The organism is Oceanobacillus oncorhynchi (genome assembly GCF_000821065.1).
GTDB classification, from domain to species: Bacteria; Bacillota; Bacilli; order Bacillales; family Amphibacillaceae; genus Oceanobacillus; species Oceanobacillus oncorhynchi.
Genome location: NZ_CDGG01000001.1, coordinates 162,475 through 177,754 on the forward strand (window position 1 = coordinate 162,475; position 15,280 = coordinate 177,754).

Annotated in this window: 14 protein-coding genes; 12 read left to right on the top strand and 2 right to left on the bottom strand. The window is 36.3% G+C overall.

Annotated elements, in window-relative coordinates:
- Window positions 1-30 precede the first annotated feature (30 nt).
- Both BN997_RS00780 and BN997_RS00785 read right to left on the bottom strand, forming a co-directional pair.
- Window positions 31-1,263: a dicarboxylate/amino acid:cation symporter gene (locus BN997_RS00780; RefSeq protein WP_042528778.1), complete on the bottom strand. Its 1,233-nt coding sequence runs from the start codon at window positions 1,261-1,263 to the stop codon at window positions 31-33.
- A complete protein-coding gene (locus tag BN997_RS00785) occupies window positions 1,241-2,110 on the bottom strand; it encodes a prephenate dehydratase (RefSeq protein ID WP_042528780.1) in 870 nt (289 codons plus the stop codon). Before BN997_RS00785 ends, BN997_RS00780 begins: the two co-directional genes overlap by 23 nt.
- A gap of 461 nt (window positions 2,111-2,571) precedes the next feature.
- On the opposite strand from BN997_RS00785, the gene BN997_RS23630 reads away from it, so the two are divergent.
- The 12 genes from BN997_RS23630 to BN997_RS00840 all read left to right on the top strand — a co-directional run bounded on the left by BN997_RS23630 (window position 2,572) and on the right by BN997_RS00840 (window position 15,280).
- Window positions 2,572-2,703 (top strand): hypothetical protein, encoded by a 132-nt coding sequence (locus BN997_RS23630; RefSeq protein WP_256705414.1) that lies wholly within the window; start codon window positions 2,572-2,574, stop codon window positions 2,701-2,703.
- A gap of 212 nt (window positions 2,704-2,915) precedes the next feature.
- The gene (locus BN997_RS23735) at window positions 2,916-3,107 is read left to right on the top strand and encodes a putative RNA methyltransferase (RefSeq protein ID WP_338112897.1); all 192 of its coding nucleotides are present in this window, start codon (window positions 2,916-2,918) and stop codon (window positions 3,105-3,107) included.
- Window positions 3,088-3,801 (top strand): methyltransferase domain-containing protein, encoded by a 714-nt coding sequence (locus BN997_RS00795; protein WP_338112870.1) that lies wholly within the window; start codon window positions 3,088-3,090, stop codon window positions 3,799-3,801. The genes BN997_RS23735 and BN997_RS00795 overlap by 20 nt, the downstream gene beginning before the upstream one ends.
- A gap of 331 nt (window positions 3,802-4,132) precedes the next feature.
- Window positions 4,133-5,152, top strand: a complete 1,020-nt coding sequence (locus BN997_RS00800) for a LacI family DNA-binding transcriptional regulator (protein WP_042528785.1) — start codon at window positions 4,133-4,135, stop codon at window positions 5,150-5,152.
- A gap of 320 nt (window positions 5,153-5,472) precedes the next feature.
- On the top strand, window positions 5,473-6,708 hold the full coding sequence (locus BN997_RS00805; protein WP_042528788.1) for an MFS transporter: 1,236 nt from the start codon (window positions 5,473-5,475) through the stop codon (window positions 6,706-6,708).
- Window positions 6,709-6,720: 12 nt separating this feature from the next.
- Window positions 6,721-7,908 (top strand): MFS transporter, encoded by a 1,188-nt coding sequence (locus BN997_RS00810; protein WP_042528790.1) that lies wholly within the window; start codon window positions 6,721-6,723, stop codon window positions 7,906-7,908.
- A gap of 36 nt (window positions 7,909-7,944) precedes the next feature.
- Window positions 7,945-8,847 (top strand): quinate/shikimate dehydrogenase, encoded by a 903-nt coding sequence (locus BN997_RS00815; protein ID WP_425311623.1) that lies wholly within the window; start codon window positions 7,945-7,947, stop codon window positions 8,845-8,847.
- A 254-nt stretch (window positions 8,848-9,101) separates the two neighbouring features.
- Window positions 9,102-9,653 carry a M20/M25/M40 family metallo-hydrolase gene (locus BN997_RS00820; RefSeq protein ID WP_084612798.1) on the top strand — a complete coding sequence of 184 codons (552 nt, stop codon included), beginning with the start codon at window positions 9,102-9,104 and terminating at the stop codon, window positions 9,651-9,653.
- 346 nt (window positions 9,654-9,999) lie between these two features.
- Window positions 10,000-11,814 (top strand): N-6 DNA methylase, encoded by a 1,815-nt coding sequence (locus tag BN997_RS00825; RefSeq protein ID WP_042528794.1) that lies wholly within the window; start codon window positions 10,000-10,002, stop codon window positions 11,812-11,814.
- 241 nt (window positions 11,815-12,055) lie between these two features.
- Window positions 12,056-12,355, top strand: a complete 300-nt coding sequence (locus tag BN997_RS00830) for a hypothetical protein (RefSeq protein WP_042528796.1) — start codon at window positions 12,056-12,058, stop codon at window positions 12,353-12,355.
- Window positions 12,356-12,525: 170 nt separating this feature from the next.
- Window positions 12,526-14,046, top strand: coding sequence for a class I SAM-dependent DNA methyltransferase (locus BN997_RS00835; protein ID WP_042528798.1), 1,521 nt, complete (start codon window positions 12,526-12,528; stop codon window positions 14,044-14,046).
- On the top strand, window positions 14,036-15,280 hold the full coding sequence (locus BN997_RS00840; protein WP_042528800.1) for a restriction endonuclease subunit S: 1,245 nt from the start codon (window positions 14,036-14,038) through the stop codon (window positions 15,278-15,280). Before BN997_RS00835 ends, BN997_RS00840 begins: the two co-directional genes overlap by 11 nt.

Consider the following 15,280-nt stretch of genomic DNA (forward strand, 5'->3'; position numbering starts at 1 on the left):
GGCTGATTCAGCCCCAGCTCTCTACATTTGTTACGATTTCCGAGCTTTTAATTTTACATTCCGTTTCTCCTCCGATTTATCAATCAGGACTGCTGCAGTGGCATCGCCGGTGATATTCATGGTCGTATAAGCCATATCGAGTAACCGATAGATGGCTGCGATAGGACCCATCAATTCGATCGGCAGGTTAAGAAGTGTCAGGAACGATGCCCCGAGTACAATTCCGCCGCCTGGAATACCGGGGGCTGCCATATTTAAAATTGTTGCAATCATAACGAGATAAATAATTTGACCGACACCGAGCGGGATATCATAAAAGTCAGATACAAAGACAGCGAGCAGGCTAAATGATACTGCTCCGCCGGCCGTATTAATGGTCGTCCCCAATGGTACAACAAAGTTCGTAATGGATTCGGAAACTTTAAAATCATTTCTGGTTACCCGCATGGTTGTCGGCATCGTTACAGCAGAGCTTGTAGTGGATAGCGATACCAGCCACACTTTATAAATGCCCTTAATAAAATCAATCGGATTGAATTTAGTATATAACCAGACTGGAATTAACATCACCAGGATAAATACGACAATACATGCGAAATATGCTGTGAAAATATATAATCCAAGTGCAGAGAAAATGCCGGCACCATATTCAGCAATGGCGTAGGCCATCAGAAAAATAATTCCAATCGGTGTGAGCTCCATGATGAAATCAAGAATTTTAAAGATGACTTTGGACAGGCTGTTGATAAACGTTTTGACTGGATCCGCCTCTTTCCCAACGATAACAATGGCTACCGAGAAAATAACAGTGAATAAAATAGTCGCAAAAATATCGCCTTCAGAAATCGCCTGAAATAGATTGCTTGGTACGATATTCATAAAGAAATCTGCGACACTTGGTTCGGTAATTTCCCCGTCATACCCGACGCCGGCATCCATATTAATTCGCTGACCAGGACGAATCAAGTAGGAAATGACTAAGCTGATGGCGGCGGTGGTGATAAACATGGCAACAAAGACAACAATACTTTTAAAGCCAATTCGGCCGAGGTCACTGGAACTGCCAATATTAATAATCCCAGTGGAGACGGCTACAAAAATAATGGGAATAATCATCATCTGAATTAAATTTAAGTAAATATCGCCGATAAATTTTGCTTGAATCGAGAATTCGGGTAAAAGGATACCGAATAGGATTCCGAGCCCGAACCCAATCGCAATTCGGGTGAATAAGTGTTTTTTAGCGGTTAACAAGTTTTTCATGCTGTAAGGCTCCTTTGTATGCTGGGATTTTACCTTTACGGTAATTGCCTAAAATATTTATATAGGTGCAGCTATCTTCTAACTCCTTTAATGCCATATGGAGTGCCTCGTGACCGGCACCGTTATCGATATCGATAAAGAATCCATACGCGAACGGTTCCGATTGAACGGGACGGGGCATCAAGTAGAGTACATCAATCGCATGCTTTTTAAAAATGTGTAACATATCGCTTAGTAAGCTGGTGCTGTGATTGGCTTCGACATACATTGATGTTTTATCCTGTATTTGATTCACTAGCTCCTTTTTCTTTTTAAAAAATAAGAAACGCGTCGTATTGAATGGATTGTCATTAATATTTTCCTGCATCACGGTCATGCCGTACAATGCTGCAGCATGGCTGCCTGCGATGCTGGCGATGGTATGATCCGCTGCATGCTTCACCATTTCCACCGCACCAGCTGTATCCATATAGTCAATGACCTCGATATGCGGGTACTGGCTTAAATAGGTATCGCATTGTTTAAGTGCTTCCGGATGTGAATACACTTTTGTGATTTCCGAAAGCTCTATGGGATGCTTTGTAATGAGTGCATGATCAATTTTTACATAGATTTCATCCGTAGCGGTGACATCTACATACTTCAATAAATCAATCGTTCTAGTAATCGGACCGCTTGTTGCGTTTTCTACTGGCAGCGCAATATAGTCAACCTCCTCATGGAGCAATGCATCCACTAATAATGGAAAAGTAGGATACCCCTTCGTCTGATAATTATTTCCTTCACTAAACTTTTGGCATGCAATCGTACTGTAGCTGCCTTCCACGCCTTGATAACCAATTAACAATCTATTCACTCCTCTATTGATAATAAAAAAGACCATTTATGCTTCTGCCGCTGGAATAGGAGAAACGTAAATGGTCTACAAAATATAAAAAACCAGCCACTTCGATTTCTCCTGTGACTGGTTAAACATGTTTACATGCTAATCAGCCATCTTAGATATAGGTCGTCTATATCCTTGATGGCATATAGACGCTATCTAAAATAGCTAAAAAAGAAACGATTTAATTGTTGGGATGGATGCTTTAACATAATAATCACTCGAATCTTTTAATTGTTAAATAGATTCTAACGATTTGTTGGTGTGTTGTCAATACGAACAGTCAGGAATTTTGGCTAATGGATAGGGAGTCATTGCATAGGCGTTCTGCAAAGAGCAAAAAAACCAATGATATTTCTCTGCAGCTAGGGTTATAATCTAATTATAGTAACTTAATCTAAAGGATGCATGAGAATGTAAGTAAATTGTATATCGAAAACAAGGAATGGGATATGCTGCTCCTCGATTTGATGCTGCCGGGAATGGCAGGGGAGCAGGTCCTTACAATGGAAGGTCATGCCGTTGAAAGAAGCAAGGCTTGTTTGCTCTTGTTATAAAAACTTGATAAACTATTAATGGCATGATTGCCAGTTTTTATTCAGAGGAGAGCCTTTCCATGATTATTCAATTCATTCGTTATAGATAATAAAAGGTATAGACTGCATGCAAACCCAGTTCATTTTTTTAAAAATAAAACGAGGGTTTATTTGTCTATGCCTTTTTCATTTATCTACAAAAACGAATGAATGAGGTGTCTGCTTTGTCTAAAATGACAAAAAAAGTAAAAAGCGCAACATATGTAAGCAAATTTGAATCCATTTTCAAATGTCCTATTTGTGAAGCATGGATGAAAGTATTTGAATTAAAAAGTTTCATTTGCTCCAACAATCATACGTTTGATTTCACGAAACAAGGATATATTAACTTAACGACACACCCCAATGAAAACGAAGTACAGTAAAGAGCTTTTTGAGGCACGAAGGAAGCTTATTGCAGAGGATAAATTCTTTGAACCGCTTATTCAAGCAATTGCAGAAATGATAGAAAGGCAAGCTGATAAAGATAAAGAACCATTATTCATACTTGATACAGGATGCGGTGAAGGTTCTCATCTAGCTAATGTATGCGATAAAGTGAGTTCGGACTTTGGGAAAACTGTAACAGGAGTAGGGATTGATATTTCCAAAGAAGGTGTATTAGCAGCTTCTAAGAACTACACTAATCAGATTTGGACGGTAGCAGATCTTGCCAATACGCCGTTTAAGGATAGACAGTTTGATGTGCTTCTTAATATCTTATCACCCTCCAATTATGCAGAATTTAATAGACTATTGAAAGCGGATGGGATAGTGATTAAAGTTGTTCCACGAAGCGGCTATCTAAAAGAAATAAGAGAGGCCTTATTTGATAAACCCGTAAAGCAGGATTACTCTAATTCAGAGACGGTTGACCGTTTTAACGAAAACTTTCGCATCATGGATAGTTTCAGGGTGTATTATACCAGGAAACTGAATCAGCCGTCCATTCAATCGTTGATGCAAATGTCTCCTTTAACGTGGTCAGCCAAGGAGGAACGGATAAAATCATTTGCAGAAAGAGAAATAGCTGAAATAACCGTGGATTTAGAAATATTAATTGGCAGGAAAACAATTTAAATCACATAATATATTGGCTACGTCAGCTAAATAGACGAGGGATTTTTGGTCTCTCGTCTAATTTTTATATTTTAGTCTGAGCATTTCTAATTTCTGTACAAAAAGGGAAAACCAGAGCCAGGTAACAGATCCAATATACCTCGCAAAATAGGTTATTTTAAATGACGAAACGCCATTTGAATAAAAAAATGTTATATTAAATATATAAACTTTCCAGAAAAAATAATAAATAGAACACCTTACATATGTGTTTAAACTCGTTTATGAAAGAGGACTTTTTGAAAGTAAAGGCCGCGTTTATTCTTTGATTAGATGGAAGAGGTGATGAACGTTGAAAAAACCTAAAAAGAATGTGCGTGTTACGTTACAAGAGGTGGCAGATCATGCTGGCGTATCGACGACGACCGCTTCTTTAGTCGTTAGAAATAACCCAAGAATATCAGAAGCTACCCGAAATAAAGTATTAGCATCTATGGAAGAATTGGGATACGTTTATGACAGAGTAGCTGCCAATATGCGATCTCAGAATTCCAATATCATTGGGGTCATCGTTACGGATATCGCAAATAAATTTATTTCAGAATTTTTGATAGGTGTACAAAATACGCTGGAGGACTTTGGCTATACGGTATTGCTTGGTACAACCTTTGATTCTGTGGAAAAACAACAAAAATTAATATCGACGATGGTAGAGCATCGAGTAGATGGGCTGATTCTTAATCCTGCCTCAAGAAGTGTTGGTAAAACAGTAAAACAGCTAAATAATTTGAAAATTCCTTTAGTGCTTGCTAATCGGGAATTAACCAATGTGCATGCAGATTATGTAGGTATTGATTATCCAGAAGGAACGTATAAAGCAATAAGCCATTTAATCAGCAAAGGACATGAAAAAATAGCTTTTTTAGGCGGGGTGAAAAATTCTTCCACATGGACAGAAAGAATGGAAGGCTACCGGACGGCGCATGAAAATGCTAACCTGACGCTTGATGAATCACTTGTCATTGACAGTGAACCAACCGATAAAGGTGGCGAAGAAGCAGCTTTAAAGATGCTGGATTTACCGGAGATTCCTACTGCTATTTTTTGTTTTAGTGATTTAATCGCTTTTGGCGTGATGAAGGTGTTAACTCAAAAAGGGATCGTGATTGGACGTGACATCGATATTGTAGGATTTGATAATATTCCTGAAGCAGAAATATATCATCCGCCATTAACGACAGTTTCTTCCTATCCTAAATCTATTGGCAATCAAGCGGCAAAACTTCTACATAGTAAAGTAAAACGTGAGAGTGAGGAAATGCATCGCGTGATACTTAAGCCGCAGCTCGTTATCAGAGAAACATCTAAATAATCGATAAATAAAGAGAGGACTTTCCTGTTCGTATAGGAAGGTTCTCTCTCTTTTTGAGAAGGAAAATAGAGAGTATTTGAAGTGAAGCAAGTGAAAGACGTCACAATGTTGACACAAAAAAATTGCAGGAGTATAGTGGGTTTCGTTGTTTAAGTATATCGTTATACCAAAAAACACCTAAAGTTATTCTTATATTAGGTTTATTATATTTTACTTATTAGTATATCGATATACTAACGAGTTTAAAAATTATCGTACCAACTATATAGGAGGGTGAGAGTAACTTTCTATAAGAGAGCACATTGCAAAGGAGAAACGTCATGAAGCATCCATACTTAAATATGGGAGTAGGGATTTATCTAAGTTATTTGCTTTTGGGAATGGTCAATATCGTATTGGCATCAAATATGAGCTTTTTATCGGAACGTTTGGATGTTTTCCGGACAGACATCAGCTTGCTGATCTCTGTTGTCGGGATTGGCCACTTGCTTAGTATCAATATTGCAGGTAAGCTGTCAGATCGCTACGGAAGAAAGCCATTACTCATATTGGCTGCCATACTTTATGCTGTATTCCTTATAGGGGTACCGACAACCACTCATTTCGCATTGGCTATGTTTTTCGCTTTGTTTGCAGGCATAAGTAACTCATTATTGGACGCTGCTTCCTATCCAGCGCTTAATGAAGGGTTTAAAGAGGCAGCGGGCACAGCAACGGTTTTGATTAAAGCATTTATGTCCATAGGGGCTGCACTTCTTCCTGTATTCATCGCATTTTTGATATCCCAAGACATGTTTTTCGGATATGCATTCTTCCTGCCGGCGATAGTATTTATTGGCCTGGGATTTTACTTCATCCCCGTCCGGTTTCCGGCTGTTAATGGGGAGAAGCGTAAGGAAGAGATGGACAAGGAGAACGTCGAAAAGCAAGCTTCCAATCCGCATAGCTGGAAAGAAGGCACAGCTATCGTATTGATTGGATTTTTTTCCGTTTCCATGACCATTGTCATTCAGACCTGGCTGCCTACGTTTGGCCAAGAAATGATTCAGCTGAATGAAAATAATGCAGTAAGGTTGCTCAGCTTTTACAGTGTTGGCGGGCTTATTTCTGTTTTACTGCTTGCCTGGTTATTGAAAAGAATCATCAAGCCGATCACCGCAATGATGTTCGCACCGGGTGTTGCTGCCATCTTTGTTTTTGCGCTGCTGTTTGCTCATGACTCCTCACTCGTACCGTTCATTGCGTTCTTTCTGGGGTTATCTACCTCTGGGATTTACCAGTTGGCAATGACGGTGATGATTCAAATGTTTCCAAATAACAAAGGAGTCAGTGTTTCCTATGTTAGTGCTGCTGCGAGTGTGGCCTTCATGGTTATCCCTTATATCACGGGATTGCTGACAAAGCATATCGGGATATCCTCGGTATTCTATCTAGAATTAGTCATAACCATTGTGAGTACAGCTTTAGCATTCTATCTATCCAGAAAGATCAAGCTGTTCTCGAAAAGTTACCAAAGAGATATGAATAATAGATTTAAATCTTTGCAAAAATTTTAGAGGTGAGAAAAAATGAAAAATCCATATATCAAAACGTCGTTTGGAATGTACTTGAATTACTTCATGTTAGGAATGATCAATATTATCATCGCTTCCAACATGGGTAACTTATCAGAAAGCTATAATCAGCCAGTCGAACGTATCAGTTTGCTGGTATCTGCCATTGGTATTGGGAAGCTGGTTGCCTTATTCTTTGCCGGCCGGCTCTCCGATAAGTTAGGGCGAAAGCCGATTATTATTACCGGGAGCTTTTTATACCTGCTATTCTTAATCGGAATACCATTGCTGTCAAGCTACCCAGTGGCTTTCGCCTTAGCAATAACCGCAGGGATTGCGAATTCTTTATTAGACTCAGGAACTTATCCGGCTCTAATCGAATCATTTCCAAAGCAATCAAGTTCAGCAACGGTCCTGGTTAAAGCAATGGTATCCATTGGCGCAACCCTATTACCAGTTATCCTGGCGTTTCTAGCGTCTCATGATCTTTCATGGGGCTGGTCATTCTACTTATTAGCAGTCTTGTTCTTAATAAGTGGTATGTATTTAATCTTTATGCCATTCCCAGCAGTCCATACGAATGAAAAGAATGAGAAAACAAGCGAAGCCCAAGATAATCGTTTTAAAGAGAAACCAAAGTTTTGGGGAGAAGGACTGGCAATCATCCTTATCGGGTTTACGTCTACGGCCTTGTTTGTCGTTTGGCAGACATGGCTTCCGGAGCTGGGTACAGGTTTCATGGACTTAAGTGAAAATGTCGCTGTACAGCTTTTAAGTTATTTCAGTATAGGTGCATTGGTATCTGTTCTCCTGTTAGCTGTCGTATTGGACAAATTTATTAAGCCGATAACGATCATGATCATCTACCCGGCAGTTGCTTTTGTATCCATGCTAATGCTTTTCTTTGTTCATTCTTATCCGGTTGTTATCATATCTACATTTATCCTTGGACTATCAACTTCTGGTATTTTCCAATTAGCAATCAGTGTGATGACAGACTTCTTTGTAGAGAACAAAGGAACAACCACATCTTACGTAAATATAGCAGGAAGCGTCGCTTTCATACTCGTTCCAATCATCACAAGCTCTTTGGTTGGAGGAATTGGTATTTCCATGACATTAGTATTTGACATGGTCATCGCGGTATTAAGTATTTTACTTGCTGTATTTGTACTTTATCGAGGTAAGAAAGTACTCAATTAATACAATAAAATTAAATTTAAAGGAGATAGAAACATGATGAATAATGATAAAAACCTTGCAAAAATTAACGGTAAAACAAAACTTGTAGGATTGCTGGCCACCCCAATCGGGCACAGCATTTCGCCTGAAATGCATAATTTGGGATACACCATTGGCGGTTTGAATTATGCATACTTAGGTTTTGAAGTTGGTACAGAAAACCTTAAAACAGCAGTAGAAGGCATGAAAGCAATAGAAGCAGCAGGATTCAATGTATCCATGCCAAATAAAATGGAGGTCATCCAGTATCTAGATGAAGTGGATGACAGTGCGAAATATGCACATGCCAGCAATACCGTCGTAAACAGAGACGGCAAGCTGATTGGGTATAATACAGATGGGTTAGGATATGTGAAAAACCTGGAAGAACATGGTGTGAAATTAGAAGGTCAAAAAATCACCCTGGTCGGTTCCGGCGGTGTTGCAACGCCAATAGCTATTCAATTAGTACAATCCGGTATCAAAGAAATTAGTATCTTTGCCAGAGACGACAAGTTTTTCCCGCAAGCAGAAGAAAATGTATCCTATATCAACAACGAGATGGCGCATTTCGGAGTCAAAGCAAACATTTTTCCTTTAGAGGATAAAGAAACTTTCCGTAAAGAAATAGCCGAAAGTGCTGTTCTGGCAAATGCTACAAGCTTAGGGATGAAACCACTGGATGAAATGAGTATTCTGGATGATCTTACAGATGTACTACGCGAGGATTTAGTTGTAACGGATGTGGTCTATAACCCGCAAAAAACAAAATTGTTAGCACAAGCGGAAGAGGCTGGAGCTACAGCAATTAATGGTCTGGGAATGGTTTTATGGCAAGGCGCTTTGGCTTATAAACTATTTACTGGGGAAGACATGGCGATTGAGGAAGTTAAAAAACAATTGTTTGATGAAATTTTATAGTTGTAAGAGGGTTAATAAAGGTAAACAAAAGCTGTCGAGGGAACCGGCAGCTTTTTGTTTTGTTTAAATGGATCTTTCTTATTGTAATAAGTTCTGAAAGTGATTTAGCTGATATTGTACATCATTCGTTTTTACCCGTATCGGAATACTTTTTTCATTATAAGGGTATTGTATGTTAAGACTGACAACCTTATAAATTTACTGCTATCCGTTGGGTATTTGAATCAGTATATCAACAAAAGGGGAAACATACATTGAATAAAGAGGAACGTATTAAAGTATTACAAGATATCATAAAAATAAAATCGATAAACGATAATGAATCCGAAGTAGCGGATTACTTAGCAGATTTATTCCAAAAACATGGAATAGAATCTGAAAAGGTAAAATATAGTGAAGGTCGTGAAAGCCTGGTAGCCACATACAAAAAAGGTGACGGTAAAGTATTGGGTATTAGCGACCATGAAGATGTAGTAGCGGCTGGTGATGAAAGCGAATGGAAATACCCGCCGTTTTCAGCGGAAATCGATGGGGATAAATTATACGGGCGAGGTTCAACAGATATGAAATCTGGTCTGGCAGCTTTAGCAATCTCTATGATCGAAACCAAAGAAGAAAACGCAGATATCAACGGTACATTGAAATTCATGGCAACGGTTGGCGAAGAAGTCGGTGAATTAGGGTCTGAGCAATTAACGAAGGAAGGTTATGCAGATGATCTGGATGGATTGATTATTGGTGAACTAACTGGACCAGCATTGATTTACACACATAATCCAACTTGCAGTCCATTATATAAAAGATAGGTGTAACCTCCGTTTCGACAGTTATCTTGATAAATTAGAATAAGAATAGAAGATTTTTATTTTTATATTCTTGCTACTCCAATATCATTCTTGTACATAAAATGTAGTTAATCCCAAAACGTAACCATTGAATTCACTTACGATCAAAAGGAGGTAAAAAAGATTGCGCAAGTATAAAACTATTCATTATACTCAATTTGTATGGGATTCTTTTATTTCCTGCATACATTGTAAGGGGTTGACGTTTTTAATAGAAAGTTAGTATTTACAATATAGTTTTTGTGTGTTAAGTTATAATACCAATTTAAATTTAGTATAATAAATACTAACTAAAAGGGTGATGGATATGAAGAGTGATTTAAAGCATATCATTGAACAAACAAAAAAAGTTGATACAAAGAGTAATTACATATCTCTAATTGTAATGCTTCCTATTCTTGGAAGTGAAGAATTACGTAAAGTAGGAATAGCAGATAATACTCTTGAAAAATTGATTAATAAAATTAAAGAACTTCCAATACATGAACAGTCCCAAATGTATTTAATTAAAGAATTAAAAACTGTAGTGGATACAATACAACTACAGAATTTTATCAACATACTTTTACGAATGGCTAAATTGTGTGAAGAATTTGATCCCTCAAAAATTATTGATGAATATTTAGGGTCTATAAAAGGTGGAAAAACATTAATAAGACCAACTACTCAACAAAATGATATTGTAAGAAATTATCTTAATTTATCTAAGAAACATATTATATTTAGTGGTGAAGTTGGTATTGGTGATGAAATGATATCATTGATAGAAAAACAAGCAGATATTGCTGTGTATGCACAAGATAAGTTTTCTGCCAATTTTGTTATTGCAGAGTTACGTTTAATGTTAAAAGAAAACATACAAAAGAATATGGACCCACGTAGTATTTTGATGGAGGGAATAATACAACATCAAGCCGATTTTGTATATAACACACCACATTTTGAAGTACGTTTTACAGATGAAGAATATAAAGCAATGAAAAAAGATAAACAAAATCGTTATTCTTATTTTGGAACAACAGGAAAGTCACATCCGGAATGGAGTCCTGTTATAGCCAGCCTACATGCTTTAAATGATACAGGAAAAGGAGCTTTCTATTTACCCTTATCAGCTTTGACTCGCAGTGTATCTGATAAAAAAATAAGAGAACGATTAATAGAATCTGATATTATTGAAGCCATTGTTGAGTTTCCTAAACGGTTATGGACTCCTCAAACAAGTATATCGACTGCATTAGTGTTAATAAATAAGAATAAAACAAATAAACGTAGAGGCCTTATTCAATTAATTAATGCAACGAAATTAGGGGAAAACAGTAGGGTAGGAACTAAATTGAGGCCAAATGAAGTAGAGTTTCTAAATCATATTATTATTTCTGGAGAAGAAAAAAAGGGAGTATCCACGATGTTATCAATTAGTGATATTCAGGAGGCTAATCTTCTACCAAGTTCTTATATTATGGATACGACAGTGGCTATGCGAGGATACGGCGAGCTAGAAATTAAACTAAATGAACTGGAAACAGTAGAAACAGTAGAACTTCAAAAAATAGCACAGATATATCGTGGTTATAATGCACTTCCTAAAACACAAGCAAATGATGGAAATTTCGCACTTGTGAAAATTGCCGATATTCAAGGAGATAGAATTAATGGTAATGATTTAACACGTTATCAAGTAGAAGGACGTACAAAGGTAGAGAATTATCGTATGGAACAAAACGATATTGTGCTGTCTATACGAGGACAATTAAAGATAGCCATTTTTACATCTGATAGAGAAGATGTATTATTGTCTCAAAACTTTGTTGGAATTCGATGTTCTAAACAATATGATTCTGAATTTATTGCATTGTATTTACAATCACCTCCAATACAGTTTTTATTGCAATCAAAAATGGTAGGTACAACAGTTGTAAATTTACCTATTAAAGATGTAAAAAACGTGCCTATACCTATAATTAGTATAGAAAAGCAGCGGTCAATCGTTCAGGAATATAAACATATTGAAGAGGGATTGCAAGAGCAGATTAAACAATTGGAAGAAAAGCGTATTACTAATAAAACAAAAGCTTTTACAGAGATGGGATTAGGAAAAACATTCACAAAGATTATGAATTAACATTAAAGATAAATAAAATGAACGGGGAGGGAGATTATGTATAAATTATTCCGAAGAAATCCTGAAATCAGACAAAATGCGTAATCCAAATTGGAGAAGAAGGATATATCCAAATCAAGATTTTATGAGTTATTCAATTTATTTCAAAGAAAATGGAGATAAATTAATTAATTCAACCCTATATATGTTTAGACAGTCTATTGAATGATTATTAAAAGCAATACTAATTACAGAGTTTTTAATGGAAAACTTGAAAATAGAGAAAATGAAAGATAAATTAAATGGACATAGCTTGGAAAGTCTCTGGTCCAAAGCAGATACAATTATTAGAAAGTATTATTCTGATGACGTAAAAGAAGATGATAAGCTTCTTAAAAATACTCGTAAAGCAATTTTAGAATTACACGATATGGATAAAAAATCAACGTTATATCGTTATCCATTCGATAATGAGCTTCAAAAACAAAAAGTTGGCGATTCTGATGATGATTATGCAATTGATTATACTCATTTAAAGAAAGAATTTGATAAAGTGTATTGATTTTTGAATGGATGTTTGAGGAATCAGTGCTATTTATGAAAATCAGAAAGTTATTCAAATGATTTAAGTATATAGTACTGGAATTGGTTAGTATTTTCCGTTTTCACACTATACGATGAGAGAAAATAAAGATAAGATAAATATAGAGAGTAGATGATGGAGGAAGAATTATGGCTACAGCAAATATAGGTTTTGAAGAAAAGTTATGGAGAATGGCAGATAAATTACGTGGGTCAATGGACTCCGGTGAATATAAAAATGTTGTATTAGGTTTATTATTTTTAAAATATGTATCTGATGCGTTTGAAGAAAAATATAAAGAGTTAAAAGCTGATGAATTGGCTAATGAAGAAGATAGAGATGAATATGTAGCTGAAAACGTATTCTTTGTACCAAAAGAAGCGCGCTGGTCCTTTATTAAAGATAATGCAAAAGATCCTAAAATTGGTCAGCTAGTTGATGCAGCAATGGTTGCAATTGAAAAAGAAAACCCTCAACTTGTAGGGGTCCTTCCTAAATCTTTTGCACGCCCAGAATTGGATAAAACACGTCTAGGTGAAACAATTGATTTATTTTCATTCAAGGTCGGTGATGAAACAAGCCGTCAAAAAGATGTGTTAGGACGTGTTTATGAATATTTTCTAAGTAAATTTGCAAGTGCAGAAGGTAAAAATGGTGGAGAATTCTATACTCCATCCACTGTGGTGCAATTGTTAGTTGAAATGTTAGAACCATATAAAGGCCGTGTATACGATCCTGCTTGCGGTTCTGGAGGTTTGTTTGTGCAATCATCCAAATTTGTAAAAGAACATCAAGGTCGCCTTGATAACTTATCCATCTATGGACAAGAATCGAATCCTACTACATGGAAACTTTGTAAAATGAATTTAGCTATTCGTGGGATTGATGGAAATTTAGGTGATCATCATGCTGATACATTCCATAATGATTTGCATAAAGGATTAAAGGCGGATTATATTTTAGCAAATCCACCATTTAATATAAGTGACTGGGGTGGAGAGAAGTTAACAGAAGATGTTCGTTGGCAATATGGTATTCCGCCAAAAGGTAATGCGAACTTTGCGTGGGTGCAGCATATGGTTTCAAAACTAGCACCGGCAGGAACAGCAGGATTTGTTTTGGCAAATGGCTCCATGTCTTCTAATACAAGTGGGGAAGGTGAAATTCGGAAAAATTTAATTGAAAATGATCGAGTAGAGTGTATTGTTACTTTGCCCGGACAGTTATTCTATTCTACGCCAATTCCGGTATGTTTATGGTTTGTATCCCAGTATAAAAAGAGAACTGGTAAGCGTAGTCGTAATAATCATATTTTATTTATTGATGCACGTAATCTTGGTTTTATGGCAGATCGTACACATAAAGAATTTAGTGAAGAAGATATTAAAAAGGTTGCCGATACATTTCATACATGGCGTGGTACGAATGATCAAGAATATGCAGATGAATTAGGTTTTTGCAAAGAAATCAGTTTAGAAAAAGTGAAAGAAAATGATTATATATTAACTCCTGGACGCTATGTAGGGTTGGCAGAGCAAGAAGATGATGGGGAACTGTTTGAGGAAAGAATGGAGAGTTTAACAAGTGAGCTATCTGAGCAATTTGCGAAATCAAAAGAGTTAGAAGAACAAATTCGCCGAGTGTTGGGGGGAGCTGGTTATGATATTTAGAGAGGCTTCCCTAGAGACCATTTTAGAAATCAACCCAAGGTTAAGTTTGAAAAAAGGATTAGTTTCTAAGAAAGTAGCTATGGAGCATATTGATGAATATGTCAAGAAAATACAAGGATATGAGTTAACTGAGTTTAAAAATGGTTCAAAATTTCAAAATGGTGATACTTTGGTTGCGCGTATTACTCCATGTTTAGAAAATGGAAAAACAGCTTACGTAGATATTTTAGAAGATAATGAAATAGCCTTTGGTTCAACTGAGTTTTTTGTTATTCGGGCAAAAGAGGGGAGAGGAGATTCTCAATTTGTTTATTATTTAATGCGTCATCCTAACATAAGAAAGGTTATTATTCAATCGATGACAGGGACTTCGGGTAGACAAAGAGCTCAAAAACAATCTATTTTAGAATATAATATGAGTTTACCCGATTTGGATTATCAAAAGAAGATTGGTCGAACACTTTCACTTTATGATGCTAAAATTGAATCTAATAAAGAAATAATCAACACTTTAGAACAACTATCCCAAACCCTTTTCAAACATTGGTTTATCGATTTTGAATTTCCAAATGAACAAGGTCAACCGTATAAATCTAGTGGAGGGGAAATGGTAGAAAGTGAGTTGGGAGAGATCCCTAAAGGATGGAGAGTGTATAAATTAAACGAATTAACTGAATTATTCAAGTTGACTTTTAATCCTGAAAAGACTACTGAAGAAAAAATTAGCCATTTTAGTTTACCAGCATTTGACAATGGACAAACTCCCACAATAGATGAAGTTTCAGGTATCAAAAGTAATAAATGGATTTTAAAAGATAATTGTGTAGTTTTTTCGAAAATGAATCCGAGGACTCCACGTATCTGGTTAACTAATATTGTTGAAAATTATTTAAATGTAGCTTCGAGTGAGTTTGTAGTTTTAAAGAGTGAAACCAGAAATCTTAATGCTTTTATATATAATCTATGTAAGTCTGATAAATTCAATGAATATTTGATTTCTAATGCAACAGGGTCTACAAATAGTAGACAAAGAGTAACGCCAACTATTGCTTTAGATTATAAAATTGCTTTAGATATGGAGCAAGTTGAATTATACAGTTTAAAAGTGGTCGATATGGTTGAAAAAATAAAGGTCTTAAGAACGGAAAATAAAAAATTATCCCAACTACGTGATAATCTTCTCCCCAAACTTTTATCAGGAGAAGTCGAAATATCTGAAGCATTGGAGGTATAA